This is a genomic window from Leyella stercorea (genome assembly GCF_021531655.1).
Genome location: NZ_JADYUF010000037.1, coordinates 18,389 through 34,445 on the forward strand (window position 1 = coordinate 18,389; position 16,057 = coordinate 34,445).

Annotated in this window: 10 protein-coding genes; 1 reads left to right on the forward strand and 9 read right to left on the reverse strand. The window is 49.9% G+C overall.

Translation table 11 applies throughout. From position 1 onward, the window contains the following. Nucleotides 1-169 precede the first annotated feature (169 nt). Complete coding sequence (gene gltB / locus I6E49_RS10690) at nt 170-4,690, reverse strand: glutamate synthase large subunit (RefSeq protein WP_441006973.1); 4,521 nt, start codon at nt 4,688-4,690, stop codon at nt 170-172. A 209-nt stretch (nt 4,691-4,899) separates the two neighbouring features. Next, a complete protein-coding gene (locus I6E49_RS10695; protein ID WP_235402257.1) occupies nt 4,900-5,778 on the reverse strand; it encodes a helix-turn-helix domain-containing protein in 879 nt (292 codons plus the stop codon). A 179-nt stretch (nt 5,779-5,957) separates the two neighbouring features. On the opposite strand from I6E49_RS10695, the gene I6E49_RS10700 reads away from it, so the two are divergent. Further along, a complete protein-coding gene (locus tag I6E49_RS10700) occupies nt 5,958-6,509 on the forward strand; it encodes a DUF3332 domain-containing protein (RefSeq protein WP_235402258.1) in 552 nt (183 codons plus the stop codon). Nucleotides 6,510-6,695: 186 nt separating this feature from the next. Here I6E49_RS10700 and I6E49_RS10705 read toward each other — a convergent pair whose 3' ends face one another. The 7 genes from I6E49_RS10705 to I6E49_RS10735 all read right to left on the reverse strand — a co-directional run bounded on the left by I6E49_RS10705 (nt 6,696) and on the right by I6E49_RS10735 (nt 15,632). Further along, nucleotides 6,696-8,828: a S46 family peptidase gene (locus I6E49_RS10705; protein ID WP_235402259.1), complete on the reverse strand. Its 2,133-nt coding sequence runs from the start codon at nt 8,826-8,828 to the stop codon at nt 6,696-6,698. Nucleotides 8,829-8,962: 134 nt separating this feature from the next. After that, complete coding sequence (locus I6E49_RS10710) at nt 8,963-10,441, reverse strand: oligosaccharide flippase family protein (RefSeq protein WP_235402260.1); 1,479 nt, start codon at nt 10,439-10,441, stop codon at nt 8,963-8,965. Between the two features lie 145 nt (nt 10,442-10,586). Continuing rightward, the gene (locus I6E49_RS10715; RefSeq protein WP_235392387.1) at nt 10,587-11,156 is read right to left on the reverse strand and encodes a four helix bundle suffix domain-containing protein; all 570 of its coding nucleotides are present in this window, start codon (nt 11,154-11,156) and stop codon (nt 10,587-10,589) included. A gap of 49 nt (nt 11,157-11,205) precedes the next feature. Next, entirely contained in the window at nt 11,206-12,435 is a 1,230-nt protein-coding gene (locus I6E49_RS10720) for a nucleoside recognition domain-containing protein (RefSeq protein WP_235402261.1), read from the reverse strand. 93 nt (nt 12,436-12,528) lie between these two features. Beyond that, the gene (locus tag I6E49_RS10725) at nt 12,529-13,110 is read right to left on the reverse strand and encodes a DUF3109 family protein (RefSeq protein WP_235402262.1); all 582 of its coding nucleotides are present in this window, start codon (nt 13,108-13,110) and stop codon (nt 12,529-12,531) included. Between the two features lie 961 nt (nt 13,111-14,071). Continuing rightward, the gene (locus tag I6E49_RS10730; protein WP_235402263.1) at nt 14,072-14,449 is read right to left on the reverse strand and encodes a GxxExxY protein; all 378 of its coding nucleotides are present in this window, start codon (nt 14,447-14,449) and stop codon (nt 14,072-14,074) included. 157 nt (nt 14,450-14,606) lie between these two features. After that, on the reverse strand, nt 14,607-15,632 hold the full coding sequence (locus I6E49_RS10735) for an IS110 family transposase (protein ID WP_235402264.1): 1,026 nt from the start codon (nt 15,630-15,632) through the stop codon (nt 14,607-14,609). Between the last annotated feature and the right edge of the window lie 425 nt (nt 15,633-16,057).

Consider the following 16,057-nt stretch of genomic DNA (forward strand, 5'->3'; position numbering starts at 1 on the left):
CGCTTTTCGCATTTTGAATTATCCAGTTTTGAGTTTTGGGTTGTTCAGTATTGGTTTTAAGATGATTCTATAAATCAATTCAAAATTGAACAATTCCTAATCGGCTCCGTCCGATAATTCAAAACTCAAAATTCAAAACTCCAAACTCTGATTTGCGCCCTCGCGCAAATCAGTAGTCTCTCTGCATGTCTGCAATCTTCTGTTGCAGCTTGCGTACCTGCTCTTCCTGCAGCACACGCTTATACTCGATTGGGACAATCTGTATGAAGTCCTCAACGTAGCGGTTCCAATCGTCGAGCATGGTGCGTGCGAGTTTCGAACCGGTGTATAGGTAGTGCTGGCGTATGAGTTCGTGCAGCTCCTTGCGGTAGTTGCTGTCGTCGACAAGGTTGATCTCGACCATATCCATATTGCAGAAGTAGTCGAAATTGTGGTTCTTGTCCCACACGTAAGCTACGCCGCCAGACATACCGGCAGCGAAGTTGCGTCCCGTTTCGCCCAGTACTACTACGCGACCGCCCGTCATATACTCGCAGCAGTGGTCGCCTGCGCCCTCGATAACGGCTGTAGCACCCGAGTTGCGCACTCCGAAGCGTTCGCCAACCTTACCGTTTATGTATAGTTCGCCGCTTGTTGCGCCATACAGTCCGGTGTTGCCGGCTATGATGTTGTCCTCGGCTGCGAAGTTGCTTCTAATGGGCGGGAGTATTGATATGCGTCCGCCTGAGAGGCCCTTGGCGAAGTAGTCGTTGGCTTCGCCTTCCAGTTTGAAGTCGACACCCTTAACGAGGAATGCGCCGAAGCTCTGTCCTGCCGAGCCCTTGAACTTCACGTTGATGGTCTTGTCGGGCAGTCCTGCCTCGCCATACTTCTGTGCTATCATTCCGCTAAGCATTGCGCCAACGGCACGGTCGGTGTTCTTGATGGCGAAATCGAGCGAAACCTCGTCCTGATGTTCTATCGCGTTCTGCGCTCCACGTATCAGATGCTGGTCCAATACGTCGCCAAGCTCGTGGCGTTGTTGTGCTGTATGATAGAGTGTGCAGCCGTTGGGCTCTTGGAACAGAAGTCGGTGGAAGTCGAGCAGAGCCGACTTGGGATTCTTCTCGTCCTTCTTTGTGACGACGAGTTCGGTGTGTCCTACTATCTCGTTGAGGCTGCGATAGCCCATCTGAGCCAAGTATTCGCGCACCTCTTGGGCTACGAAGGTGAAGTAGTTGACCAGATATTCAGCCTTTCCGCGGAACAGTTTGCGCAGTTCGGGGTTCTGTGTGGCTACGCCCATTGGACATGTGTTGAGGTTGCATTTACGCATCATCACACAACCGAGCACGATCAGCGCAGCAGTACCGAATCCGAACTCCTCTGCACCGAGCAGAGCCATGAGCACAACGTCGCGTCCTGTCTTCAACTGGCCGTCCACTTGCAGGCGAACCTGACCGCGCAGACCGTTCTTGACGAGTGTCTGCTGAGTTTCAGACAATCCGATTTCGGGCGAAATACCGGCAAATCGCATGCTCGATGCAGGCGAAGCACCAGTGCCACCTTCGGCTCCTGAGATGACGATGAGGTCGGCCTTGGCCTTGGCAACGCCCGCTGCGATGGTGCCTACGCCACTCTCGGCAACGAGCTTGACGCTGATGGCTGCCTTAGGATTGACGTTCTTGAGGTCGAAGATGAGCTGGGCCAGGTCCTCAATAGAGTAGATGTCGTGGTGAGGAGGAGGCGAAATGAGCGAGATTCCGGGAATAGAGTGACGCGTCTTGGCAATCACCTCGTTCACCTTGAAGCCCGGCAGCTGTCCGCCTTCACCCGGCTTGGCACCCTGCGCCACCTTAATCTGTATCTCCTCGGCGTTGACCAGATATTCTGTAGTTACGCCGAAGCGTCCCGAAGCAACCTGCTTGGTCTTGCTCGAAAGCGAAACGCCGTCCACAGTCTCGTGGAAACGCTCGCTCAACTCGCCGCCTTCACCTGTGTTTGAGCGTGCGCCGAGCTTGTTCATGGCAAGAGCCATTGCCTCGTGAGCTTCCTTTGACAGAGCTCCGAACGACATGGCACCCGTCACGAAGTGTTTAACAATGTTCTCGACGGGTTCTACCTCGTCGACTGGTATCGGATTTTGTTTGAAATCGAAGAAGTCGCGGATGAAGATTGGTTCTTCTTTCTCGTCGACAAACTTCGTGAACTCTTTGTATTTAGCGTAATTGCCAGTGCGTGTGGCAAGCTGAAGTGTAGCGATGGTTTCGGGGTTCCAGGCGTGGCGTATGCCGTCTTTGCGCCAGTGGAATTGTCCGAAGTTGGGCAGGAAGTCGAGCTTCTTGTGGTTGTTGAAGGCCTTGTTGTGCATGCTGATTGCGTCGCGGGCGATGGTTTCGAGTCCAACGCCGCCTATAGTGCTCACTTCTGTACCGAAGTAGGTCTTCAACAGCGCCTCCGACAGACCTATGCTCTCGAATATCTTGGCTCCGCGATATGAGCGGATGGTTGAGATACCCATCTTTGCCATAATCTTCAACAGACCCTTCTTCACTGCCTTGATGTAGTTGGCTTCGGCTGTCGGATAGTTCTCCTGAATCTTTCCGCGCTTAACAAGGTCGTCAAGTATGGCGTAGGTCATGTACGGACAGAGTGCCGAAGCACCGTAGCCCAAGAGCAATGCGGCGTGCATCACCTCGCGAATCTCACCGCTCTCTACGATAAGGGCGGTCTGCACACGCTTGCCGACGGAAATCAAGTAATGATGAACGGCACTCACTGCGAGCAGCGAAGGAATGGCTGCGTGCTCCTCATCGACATCGCGGTCGCTGAGAATGATGTAGTTGTAGCCGTCGTCGACGCTGCGTTCGGCCTTCTTGCAGAGTGCGTCGAGCGACTCGCGCAGTCCGTCTTCGCCCTTGCTGCACTCAAACAGCATAGGCAACTTGACGGTGTTAAATCCCTTGTAGCGTATATTGCACAGTATATCGAGCTGAGTGTTGGTCAGAATGGGGTGGGGCAGACGCACCATCTTGCAATTCGACTCGTCGGGCGAGAGAATTCCTGAGCCCACACGACCTATATATTCCGACAAAGACATGACCAACGACTCGCGGATAGAGTCGATGGCAGGGTTGGTAACCTGCGCAAACTGCTGGCGGAAGTAGTTGAAGAACACCTGCGCATGGCCGCTCAATACAGCCAGCGGAGTGTCGTTGCCCATTGAGGCGGTAGGTTCCTGACCGTTGGTAGCCATCGGAACGATTGTGCCATCGACATCTTCCTCGCCGAAACCGAACATCAGCTCCTTGCGTGTGAGGTCGTCGACAGAGTTGTCTACCTTACGTCCGGAGTGCAGTTTCTCAAGTTGTATACGGTTAGTTGATAGCCACTGGCGGTAAGGATGGGCGCTTGCGAGGCGCTCCTTGATTTCTCCGTCGTAGTAGATTTTGCCCTCCTGAGTGTCGATAAGGAGAATCTTGCCTGGTTGCAGGCGTCCCTTTTCGGCAATCTCAGTCGGGTCAAAGTCCATGACACCCACTTCGGATGCCACGACCATGGTGTCGTTCTTGGTAATAGTATATCGTGCCGGGCGCAGACCGTTGCGGTCGAGCATTCCTCCGGCGTATCTTCCGTCGCTGAACAGCAGTGCGGCAGGGCCGTCCCACGGTTCCATAAGTATAGAGTGATACTCGTAGAAAGCCTTCAGATCTTCGGGTATCGGGTTCTTGTCGTTGAAGCTTTCGGGCACCATTACAGCCATAGCGTGCGGCAGTGAGAGTCCGCTCATCACGAAAAACTCGAATACGTTGTCGAGACTTGCAGAGTCTGACATGTCGGGCTGTATGATAGGTGATATGCCACGGATGTCGCCCAATGCCTCGCTTGAGAGTACACTCTCGCGTGCCTTGAACCAAGAGCGGTTACCGCGAATGGTGTTTATCTCGCCGTTGTGTGCCAAGAGGCGGAACGGCTGGGCAAGGCTCCATGTGGGGAACGTGTTGGTAGAGAAGCGCGAGTGAACAAGCGCCAGTCCTGAAGTGAAGTAATTGTTGGTGAGGTCGGGGTAGTACTGGCGCACCTGCATTGACGACAGCATACCCTTATAAACTATGTTCCGGCTCGAAAGCGAGCAGATGTAGAAGTCCTTGTTATTGACACGGTTTTCAATGCGCTTACGTATAATATATAATGTGCGCTCAAAAGTGGGCACCTTGTCGTCGGTCACGCCCGTAATGAAAACCTGCTTGATGGCGGGTTCGGTAGCAAGTGCCGACACGCCGAGGCATTCGGGATTGGTAGGCACAGTGCGCAGGTGCATGAGCGAGAGTCCTTCGCGCTCGATTTCTTCAATCATTATCGACAGAATGGCCTGCTGCTGTGGCTCGTCTTTAGGAAGAAAGACGAGACCTGTGCCGTATTTGCCCTTCTCAGGCACCGGAATGCCCTGCAACAGTATGAATTCGTGAGGAATCTGAAGCATGATTCCCGCACCGTCTCCAGTCTTGTTGTCGGCACCTTCGGCTCCTCTGTGGCGCATATTCTCAAGTACGCGCAGAGCGTTGTCTACTAATTCGTGGCTCTTGTTACCATGAATATTCACTACCATTCCTACACCGCACGCGTCGTGTTCGTAGGCGGCATTGTAAAGTCCTGAAAATCTCTCGCCAGCCATTGCATGGCTGGCTTGATGGCCTTGTGTTTTTCCCATCTCAATTGCTTTTAATTAGTAAACCATTGAAAAACCTATCAAAGTGTTTGCAAATTTAATGATTTACTTTCAAAAAGCAATATAAAAATCGAAAAAATAAATACTGTTTTTGATTTATAGCAAGAAAGATGTATTATTTTGTAATATTATCGACATGTAAAGTACCGTTTTGTAACATGGCTGCATGTTTATTGCTACGGAATGTAACTTCAACTGCGTCTGTATTCCGACGGCGACATACCCACATGCTCCTTGAAATACTTGCCGAGGAACGACTGATTGGAGAAGTTAAGGCTTTGTGCTATCTCCTTGATGCTGCGTTGTGTGTTGCGCAGAAGCATGCGCAGCTCCATCGTAACGTATGCGTCAATCCACTCGTTGGGTGTACGTTTGGACACGTTCTTTATCGTTTCGGAGAGATATTTGGGCGAGATGCACAATTGCTCGCTATACCAGCTCACTCTACGTTCGGTGCGGAAGTTGTTCTCGACGAGCAATATGAACTTTGTAAAGATTTCTTCGGCACGCGTATTGTGCTCGCTGGTGCGCGACTGTACGCTGTATATCACGTTGCTTACTTCGTAAACCATAGTGAGGAACATCGATTGCATCATCTCGCGACGGAAGTGGTTGTCGGTTTCGTCCATCTTTTGCTTCATGCAGGTCAACGTATGGCGTATGAAGCTGGCCTTGTCTTCGGGCAGACTGAATACGGGGTGGTTGCGTGCGAAGAGGAAGAGTGCCGACAGTTCGTGTACGCTCTTGATGGTTTCGTTGAAGAAGTCGTAGCTGATGATGATGCCAATGCCGCGGCAGTCGGGCGACATGGTGCAGTTGTAGGTGACGCGTCCCTGGTTGATGATGATAAGGTCGCCTGCCTCCACCTTATGTTCTACAGAGTCGACAAAATATCGTGCCGAGCCTTTGGTACACAATGCCAGCAGCAGACATTGCATGCGTCGTGGTTCGCGAGGCAATGGCATGTTGGCAATCTCGTCAATAATGAGAATGTCGTTGTCAATATGGCTGCCTCCGCACATGCGTATGGCGTATTCGACTGTTATGTCTTTTAAGTCAGGTAAGGTCATCTCTGTATGGTTTATAATGTTGATATAGATGCAAATGTACGAAATATATCTGACATATCAAATGTTTTTTTAGTTATAACTTGTCAATGTATATATGCATAAAACTGTTAAATAGACCTTATTATGGCCTTTACAATGTTTTTTTTACTAACTTTACGGATATTTTAAATTATATGCTTATGAAAATCAGACATCTTAAGGTGTCGGCGCTATTGCTCGCTGCCACTTTGCTAACCAGCTCTTGCGTAGGTTCGTTCTCTTTGTTCAACCGTGTTGCCAAGTGGAACACCCACGCTACAAGTTCGAAGTTCCTCAACGAGATCATATTCATTCTCATCTCGCCGGCTTATGCTGTGTGTGCTGTTGCTGATGCCTTGGTGCTCAATACGATTGAGTTCTGGTCGGGCAGCAACCCTATGGCTCAGAAGGTAGGCACTGTTCAGGAGGTGACCGGTAAGGATGGATTGATTTATGCGGTAAAGACGTTGCGCAACGGATATGAAGTCACTTCGCCAAACGGTGAAGTTGTCAGCTTCATCTACGACAAGAAGACCAATTCATGGTCGCAGGAACAGAACGGAAAGAAGGTGGAGATATTCCGCTTTAACGATGACGGCACTATCCAGGCACGTCTCAGCGACGGCGAGACCATACGTGTAAATCCCGACGAAGCGGGTGTGTTCGAAACCCGTATGGCTGTCAATGGCGCACGCTTCTGGGCTTGCCGATAGAGTAGAAAAAATGAAGGTAGAAAGTAGCTGTTTTGCTACCATAAAATAAAAGGAGTCCTTTTGCCTTCCAAATGTAGTCCTTTTGCCTTATAAAAGGAGCCCTTTTGCACTTCAAAAGGGGTACTTTTGGAAGGCAAAAGGGCTACATTTTTTTTGATGTTCTTATTTCGCTGTGTTTCAGGCAGTTTACTTCTCGCCCGAAACGCCCATTTCCTTGAGCAGACGATCAGCATGTCCCCACTTGTCCATGAGGAAGAGTACGTAGCGGATGTCTACACCGATGCAGCGTGCCAGACGCTTGTCAAACCAGATGTCGCTTGACAATGAGTCCCAGTTGCCGTCGAATGCCAGACCGATAAGATTGCCCTTGCCGTCGAACATGGGCGAACCTGAGTTGCCGCCTGTGATGTCGTTGTTGGTGAGGAAGCAGAGCTGCATCTTGCCAGTAGTCTTGTCGGTGTACTTGCCGAAGTCGTTGGCAGAGAGGAGCTGCTTCATAATAGGCTCAGCCTGGTAGTCGATGGTGCCCTTTTCGCCCGACTCCATCTTGCGAACGATAGAAGCAGCGTCGGTGTAGTAGCCCGACGGATTGCCACCGAGCAAGTAACCGCCCACCTGACCGTACGAAAGACGCATGGTGAAGTTGGCATCTGAGTAGTGGGGCAGTTCCTGCTCCATGCGCACCTTGGCGTCGCAGAGATACTTCTCCTGCTCGGCTATCTCCTCGCGGAGCGGCATGAGCAGACTGCGGCACTTGTTCATCATCTCGTTAATCTGCTTGCCATACTGGTAGCCGGGGTCTTTGGCGAGAGCCTTCTCGTTGAGCTTGATCTTCTTGCCGCTCTTCATCACTACCGAAGTAGAGTACAGCCAGTCGACATACTTGCGCGAATCGCCGCCGAACTTCTCCTCAATAGTCTTGTAGAAGGCAGGGAGCTGGTCGGCAGATACATACTTGCGGAAGTTGTCGATGAGTGCTGCCTGCACGTCCTTGTCGAGTGCTGCGTCCCATTCGGCGCTGTTGTCCTCGAACACGTAGGTCGACTTGGCCTTCTTGGCAGCCTTGCCAGCCTTTGCAGGCACCATCATAGCCAGACGGATGGCGCGTGAGTTGAACTCAGAAGTGCCGCCGAATGTCTCGCGCAGAGCTGTGAACTCCTTGGTAACGTCAAGCTGCTTGCCGTAGAGCTGAGCCATCTTGTCGAAGTCGAGCTTGCCCTTGAGGTAGCCGGTCCACTTCTGATACTCCATGATGCGGTCCTCGAAGTCGGCCTTCTGACGAACGATACCTACAGAGTCGATACACTTGTTCATACCCAATGAGTTCTTCCAGTAGTTTGAACTCTGTGCATACTTAGAGTCGTACTTGATACGTACAGCCTCGTCGGCACGCATGTGCTTGATCATAACGTCCTGCTTCACGCCGCGTACTTGTGCACGTGGAGCGTTCTCAGCGTCGCGCATCTGGCGGATGCCGTAGCTTGAGAGATAGCGTTCGGTCGAACCCGGATAGCCGATGGTCATGGCGAAGTCGCCTTCCTTATATCCGTCCATCGAAACCTTTGTCCAGTGCTGTGGATGATAAGGCACGTTGTCCTTCGAATATTCAGCCGGACCGTTGGTCTTCGGGTCGGCGTAGATGCGGAATACAGAGTAGTCGCATGTCTGGCGCGGCCACATCCAGTTGTCGGTCTCGCCTCCGAACTTACCCATTGACTTTGGAATGGCGAACACCAGACGCAGGTCGCGGAATGTGCGGTAGGTAGTTGCATAGTACTTGTTGCCCTCGTAGAACGGCTTTATTTCCAGGTCGAGAGTCTTGTCCTTAGCGTGTACCTCCTTGATCATCTCGTTCTCCACCTCGTTCAAGAGCTTGGCTCGCTCGTCGTTGGTCATGTTCTTGATGCCACGCTTCTCCAGTTCGGGAGTGATGTCCTTCTGTTCCACCATGAAACTTACGAACATGCTCTTGTTGGGCAGCTCTTCGGCAAACGACTTGGCGTAGAATCCGTTGAGCATGTAGTCGTGCTCAACAGTAGAATGAGAACGGATGGCCTCGAAACCACAGTGGTGGTTGGTCAGCACGAGTCCGTCGGGCGATACGACAACGCCCGAGCAGTAGCCCGAGAAGTTGACAACCGACTTCATGATGGCGTCCTCGCCCTTGTACAGCTTCTCGTAGGGAGCCGAGAATCCGTAAGTCTTCATCTGCTCGTACACTGCATGTGGCAGGTTGTAGAGCGTCCACATGCCTTCGTCGGCATGTGCTGCGGCGGCTGACAACAGCATTGCAGCCGCGAGAATAAGATTCTTTTTCATTTAGAGATTGTTATTGATTGTTGATTATCTTGTTTGTAGGTTTGGTAGGTTTTGTAGGTGTTGTAGGTTTAGTAGGTAGGCTTGCGCCTACAAAACCTACTGAACCTACAGCACCTACCAAACCCTACAAAATTCTACTTGAATATCTTCTTCAGCGGCATATCATGATATATGATGTGCGCTACGAACATTATTACGAGCACAGTGTTCACTGCGAGCGCCGCCCAGTTGGGCAGATGCTCGTTGGCGAAGTTCATGCAGAAGTAGAACAGCACCGTTATAGCCACGTAAACGCCTATCGACTTGAGCGGATAATTGATGGGATACTTCTTCTGACCTACAAGATACGACAGCACCATAGCCGTTGCGTAGCCTGCAAAACCAGCCCATGCGCACGCCATATAGCCGTATCGCGGCACGAACAGCACGTTGACGGCTATGAGCACAGCACATCCTGCGCCCGAGAACCAGGCTCCCCAGATGGTCTTGTCGATGAGTTTGTACCAGAACGAGAGATTGAAGTACACGCCCATCATTATCTCGGCAGCCATCACAATGGGCACCACGCGCAGTCCCGACCAGTAGTCGCGACCGATGATATGCTTCAGCACGTCAAGATAGCCTATCACTACGAGGAACGCCAGCAGAGTGAATATGATGAAGAACTTCATCGCCTGGGCGTACGTTTCGCGGTTGTCCTTGTCCTTCGACTTGCCGAACACGAACGGTTCGTAGGCATAGCGGAACGCCTGGGTTATCATAGCCATAATCATGGCTATCTTCGATGCGGCGCCATAAATGCCCAGTTGGGCGTGAGCGTCGCTGCGTTCGTAGATGTAGGGGAAGAGAATCTTGTCGGCAGTCTGGTTGAGAATGCCGGCTATGCCCAGCACCAGTATAGGCCATGAGTAGGAGAACATGCGACGCAGCAGCGCCTTGTCAAACTTGTATTTGATGCCCACCAGTTCCTTCCAGAAGAAGAAGGTGAGCGCAGCCGAGCAGAAAAGGTTGACATAGAAGGCATAGCCAGCGCCAACGGTAGGGTCGTATATCTGTGCGATGAGTCCCGCCGCGCCGTTGCTTTCGTATATGGCAGGCAGCACGAGGAAGAACATCAGATTGAGTGCTATTGCCATAAAGATGTTCAGAAGCTTCAAGGTAGCGAACTTGATAGGGCGTTTCTTGTATCGCAGATAGGCGAATGGTATGCACTGGAAGGCATCTATCGCCACCGTGACAGCCATCACCCATATATACGACGGATGGTCGGCATAGCCCATGAACGATGATATCGGGCTGATGAACGTCAGCACCAGCACCACGAACAGCAGCGATGTGAATCCTACAGACATCAATGTTGTAGAGTATACCTTCTGCGGATCCTCGCCTTCCTTGTTGGCGAAGCGGAAGAAGGTGGTCTCCATTCCGTATGTGAGAATCACCATCAGCAATGCCGTATAGGCATATACGTTGGTGATGATGCCATAGCCTCCACTCGCGGCAGACAGTTTTGCCGTGTACAAAGGTACAAGCAGATAATTAAGAAATCTGCCTACGATGCTGCTAAGACCGTAAATGGCGGTGTCCTTAGCAAGTGATTTGAGATTTGCCATATTGAATTGTTGTTATTGTTTTGTTTGTTTGGTAGGTTTGGTAGGTTTTGTAGGTGTGGTATGTTTGGTAGGTTTTGGCTGCTGCCTACTATACCTATGCCACCTACAAAACCTACCAAACCCACCAAACTAATCTTGCGCACACCTATCTTTTTCCGTTTCTCCAGTCAACTCTTGCTTTGTATCTCTGCTCCTTTATTCCACCTTCTTCCAAGAACTTGCGGTTCTGGTAGTCGATGAGTCCGCGTAGCATGGCGAGAGTCTGATGAATCACTATCAGAGCGATGTTGGCTATTTCTTCAGCGCAGCGTCCTTCTATCTGCCTTCGATACCATGCGCTGTCGTTGATGCGTCGGCACAGTGGCTGTGCCATCCGGTATTTGGGATGCTGAGGCCCCCATATCTCCAGACCATGGTTGCGCAGATAGTCCTTGTAGTCCTCTTTGAGTTCCTCAAGGCTGCCCTTGGCTATTACCGTCAGCTTATGTTCAATCTCGGTAGAGCCTTCGGCATCGCTATAGCCTTCTACTATGTTCTGCTTGCCCGAGCGTGCCGCCTGCTGCATTTGGTCGACCGTGCGGTCGTGACTGCGTTCGAGAAATCGGCTTACGAAGTAGAAAGTGATGTCGTAGACACACTCCGACTTGCGGAAAACAATCAGCGTCTTGTAGCTGTCGGGCTGATTGGTAGGGCGGTTGAATGGATTTTGCTGCATAGTGGGGTATTTCTTTTTTTTACTCTTTTTCCTTTTTACTCTTTTACCTTTAAAAGAACATGTAGCAGATAGCTATTGCCGCAATCACTCCAGCCAAGTCTGCCAGCAGTCCGCAGGCTACGGCGTGACGGGTATAGCGTATGCCTACGCTGCCGAAGTAGACGGCGAGGATGTAAAAGGTGGTGTCGGTAGAGCCTTGGAAGATGCAAGAGAGTCGTCCGACGAACGAGTCGGCACCGTAGGTGGTCATAGCGTCGACCATCATGCCGCGTGCTCCGCTGCCCGAGAGGGGCTTCATCAGCGCCGTAGGCAGAGCGCCCACGAAGTCGGTGTTGCCACCCAGAGCAGCAACGGTCCACTTGATGCCGTCCACCAGCATGTCCATTGCGCCCGAAGCACGGAACACTCCGATGCCCACGAGTATAGCCACGAGATAAGGGATGATTCTGACGGCGGTGGTAAATCCGTCCTTTGCGCCCTCGATGAAGGCGTCGTAGACGTTCACCTTCTTGCGCATGCCAGCCAGGATGAACATCACTATGATGAGCATCAGCAGGATATTAGCCACCGAAGTGCTCACAACGTTCATCTGCGCCTTGTCCATCTGTGCGAAGCCCCATATTATAGCAGCCACCACAGCCGACATGCCGCCGAGCGTGAGCAGCATGGTACGGTTGATGAGATTGATGCGCTGGTAGAGCGAGGTGAAGATGATGCCCGCCAGCGTAGAGAAGAACGTGGCGAGAAGAATGGGTACGAAGATGTCGGTAGGTTGTGCCGCCCCCATCTGTGCACGATACACCATGATACTGACGGGAATCAAGGTGAGTCCCGACGTGTTGAGCACGAGGAACATAATCATCGGGTTTGTGGCGGTGTCCTTCTTCGGATTCAGCTCCTGCAGTTGTTCCATAGCCTTCAGTCCGAGCGGAGTGGCAGCGTTGTCAAGCCCCAGCATGTTGGCAGCGACATTCATGAAGATGCTGCCCGTGACGGGATGACCCTTCGGAATGTCGGGAAACAGACGTGTGAACACGGGCGACAGCACGCGCGCCACAACGTTTATGACGCCGCCCTTCTCGCCAATCTTCATTATGCCGAGCCACAACGAGAGTACGCCGGTGAGTCCGAGTGATATCTCGAACGCAGTCTTCGACGTGTCGAACGTGGAGTTCATAATGGCTGGAAACACCTCGGTGTCGCCCATAAACACCAGCCGCACGGTGGCGATGACGAATGCTATGAGGAAGAAGGCTATCCAGATGTAGTTGAGTACCATATTTTCTGAGATACGTTGTTATTATTATAATAGGTGCAAAATTACCCATTAAATTTGGAATATCTCACAAAAATCGTCATTTTTGCGTCCCGTCTACTTATAAGCCTTGATGTATTCGTCGGCAACGGCACACAGTTCGTCGTACCATTCCTGACCGAAACGGCGCACCAGCGGACCCTCAAGGAAGCGGTATACACGCAGTCCCAACTCCTTGCCCTTCTTCACTGCGTCCTCGCATACGTCCCAACGGTTGTAGTTGAGAGCCACGGTGCCGTCCTTGAAACGCTTCTCGCGGATAGGGTAGAGGGCGCACGATATGGGCTTGATGAACTGGGTCTTGCCCTGGCGGTAGGCTCGTTCGAGCGCGCACAGACAGCAGTCGCCCTCGTAGCAGGTGAACACGCAGTCCTTGCCGCCCACAATACTCGTCACGAGGTCGCCGTCGCGGTCGGTATAAGCTACTCCCTGATGGTCGACAACAGCCTGCGCCGATGCCGACATGTCGCCCCACACCGTGTCGAGAGCCGACTCAATGCCGGCTATCTCGTCCATAGTCACGGGTGCTCCGGCGTCGCCTTCCACACAGCAAATGCCCTTGCACTTGTCCAGATCGCAGCAGAACTGCTCGGTGATGATGTCGCTCGACACCAATACATTCGAAATCTCTAATATCATATTCTGTCCTTTGTTTTTATATCAATTTTACTGTTTTATACCCTTCAAATCGCTCCTTTCAGGCACCTCGAAAACGCCTGCTTTTCAAAAGGAGTCCTTTTGGCTCGCAAAACGAGTCCTTTTACCTTGCAAAAGGAGTCCTTTTGAGGTGCAAAACGAGTCCTTTTGAGGTGCAAAACGAGTCCTTTTACACTGCAAAAGGAGTCCTTTTGATTTCACCACGAATTTCATTATCTCTCTTCACCACGAATTACTCGAATCTCACGAATGCAGCCGTACTTAAAGATTCGTGTGATTCGCGCGATTCGTATTGTTTATCTTTCACCACGAATTTCCCGAATCTCACGAATGTTGCTGCGCTTTTAGATTCGTGTGATTCGTGCGATTCGTGTTGTTTCCCCTTCACCACGAATTTCTCTAATCTCACGAATGTTGCTGTGTTTATAATTCGTTTGATTCGTGCGATTCGTGTTGTTTCTCTTCACCACGAATATCCCGAATCTCACGAATGTTGCAGTGTTTTAAGATTCGTGTGATTCGTGCGATTCGTGTTGTTTATCTTTCACCACGAATTACTCTAATCTCACGAATGCAGCCGTGTTTATAATTCGTGTGATTCGCGCGATTCGTATTGTTTATCTTTCACCACGAATATCTCGAATCTCACGAATGCAGCTGAGTTTTTAATTCGTGTGATTCGCGCGATTCGTGTTGTTTATCTTCACCACGAATTACTCGAATCTCACGAATGCAGCTGTGTTTATAATTCGTGTGATTCGTGCGATTCGTGTTGTTTCCCCTTCACCACGAATTTCTCTAATCTCACGAATGTTGCAGTGTTTTAAGATTCGTGTGATTCGTGCGATTCGTGTTGTTTATTTTTCACCACGAATATCCCGAATTACACGAATGTTGCTGTGTTTATAATTCGTGTGATTCGTGCGATTCGTGTTGTTTATCTTTATAGTACTTTGCGTTCCCATTCCAATCCATTGGGGTTGCAAAAATTTATTAGAAGTCCTAGACGCATTTTAGTGGCATGTAAATAATTGAATAGTTGAGAGCGGTGTGCATCATTGAGTGCAGATACTGCTTTCAACTCAATTATTATTTTGTCATAGCAAACGAAATCAGTTTTGAATTTCTGTGATAGAACAATACCATCATAGATAATCTGTAATTCTTTCTCTCGCTCTGTTGGTATACCAGCACGTTTAAGTTCTATTTCAAGTGCTTCTTGATAAACACCCTCAAGGTAACCATGTCCAAGAAAATTATATACTTTCATCGCTGCACCGATAATATCATAACTCTCCTTTTTATATATAATTGTATTCATATAAATATTTTTATGTGATAAACTTAATGCTAATTATAATTCGTGCGATTTGTGTTGTTTCCCTTCACCACGAATTACTCTAATCTCACGAATGTTGCTGTGTCTTTCTATTCGCTTTCTATGTTAAAATCCAAATATTTTGACCATTATTTTTAATTTATGCTGATATTTTATATTCAGGTGAGAAAAGTTGGCGATTCCGGACCATAGCTGTGATCAAATGTATGAGTTTGTTCTTTACATTGTTCAGTGCAACCTGCTTTTTCTTTCCACGTTCTACGAGTCGCATATAGTACCTTGCAATAACAGGATTGAAGTTGACGGCAGCCAGTGCAGCCTGCGTCAGCATGGCCTTTATCTGGCGGTTCGCCATGTAGTGCACATGAGGGTCGGAATGCACACTGGTACCCGAATCTTTGCCGAATGGGGCTATGCCGTAGTAGCAGGCAATCTTCCTTGAATCGTAGTTGAAACGGCGGAAGTTGTCGGTGTATACCATCAGGCAGACGGCGTTCTGTGTTCCTATTCCTGACACAGAGGTCACGATGGTGAACACCTCGGTGAGCTCTTCGTCCGACTTGATGAGTTCGGCGATTCGCTTGTCTATCTTCTCGACTTCCTTGTTAAGTTCATACACGATATGTCGTCCGCTCTGCGAAATCATTGTCTTGACGGGCGACTTCTCCATAGTGAGTCGCTTTTCGCCTCTACGCACCTGAAAGCTGCATCTGTGTCTTACGACCATCTGACGGTAGAGGAACAGCTCACGTAGTTGCGCAAGTGACTCGCTAAGTGGCTCGTACATAATGGCTTTGTCGTAATTTCTCATTGCGTATTCGGCAATCATCGAGGCGTCGGCACGGTCAGACTTCAATCGTCTGAGACCTGATGCGTCCTTGATGCTCTTGGCGTTCTCAAGCCACATGTCGTAGCCTTTGCCGTAGAGGAAGTTGCACAGTCCCTTGCTGTAGTCGCCAGTATTCTCGCCACAGAAAAGCCACATGGAAGAGTCTATGCCGTAGGAATTCAGCTCCACCCACTTGACCAGTTGCTTGTAGCCAGACACTGTTGTCTTGAACTCATTGAACACTCGTGCAGCTGTTTCTGTCAGTCCATCTGCAAAAATGATAGCCACATCTACTTTTTCTTTCGAAAAATCAATTCCAATAAATAAATTCTTCATATCTTTGTACGAGTTTAATTATGTAGAATTGGTCAATAGTTGTATGGACTAACACTCTAACAAGGCTCAGAGCCGATAACTTTCTATCTGGTCTTTGCAACTATGTCGATGAGGTCCTAAACGAATGATAGTCTTCAGACTAGAGAGATTCTTGGTTTACCTCTTCGACAGACCGATTCTACCTTTTTACAACAAAGGTACGAAACTGTCTTTAGCAATCATAGTTTTACCTTGATTATTTAACATTTATGCGACTGCGTCGCATTCTTCTGCAAACTTAGAGTGTGATTCGTGCGATTCGTGTTGTTTATCTTTCACCACGAATCACTCTAATCTCACGAATGCTGCAGTGCTTTAAGATTCGTGTGATTCGTTCGATTCGTGTTGTTTATCTTTCACCACGAATATCTCGAATCTCACGAATG

Bases quoted from the DNA above. Each gene is read 5' to 3' on its own strand.
- I6E49_RS10700 (WP_235402258.1), top strand. From the start codon at position 5,958: ATGAAAATCAGACATCTTAAGGTGTCGGCGCTATTGCTCGCTGCCACT.
- I6E49_RS10710 (WP_235402260.1), bottom strand. From the start codon at position 10,441: ATGGCAAATCTCAAATCACTTGCTAAGGACACCGCCATTTACGGTCTT.
- I6E49_RS10730 (WP_235402263.1), bottom strand. From the start codon at position 14,449: ATGAATACAATTATATATAAAAAGGAGAGTTATGATATTATCGGTGCA.
- I6E49_RS10705 (WP_235402259.1), bottom strand. From the start codon at position 8,828: ATGAAAAAGAATCTTATTCTCGCGGCTGCAATGCTGTTGTCAGCCGCC.
- I6E49_RS10715 (WP_235392387.1), bottom strand. From the start codon at position 11,156: ATGCAGCAAAATCCATTCAACCGCCCTACCAATCAGCCCGACAGCTAC.
- I6E49_RS10695 (WP_235402257.1), bottom strand. From the start codon at position 5,778: ATGACCTTACCTGACTTAAAAGACATAACAGTCGAATACGCCATACGC.
- I6E49_RS10735 (WP_235402264.1), bottom strand. From the start codon at position 15,632: ATGAAGAATTTATTTATTGGAATTGATTTTTCGAAAGAAAAAGTAGAT.
- gltB (WP_441006973.1), bottom strand. From the start codon at position 4,690: ATGGGAAAAACACAAGGCCATCAAGCCAGCCATGCAATGGCTGGCGAG.
- I6E49_RS10720 (WP_235402261.1), bottom strand. From the start codon at position 12,435: ATGGTACTCAACTACATCTGGATAGCCTTCTTCCTCATAGCATTCGTC.
- I6E49_RS10725 (WP_235402262.1), bottom strand. From the start codon at position 13,110: ATGATATTAGAGATTTCGAATGTATTGGTGTCGAGCGACATCATCACC.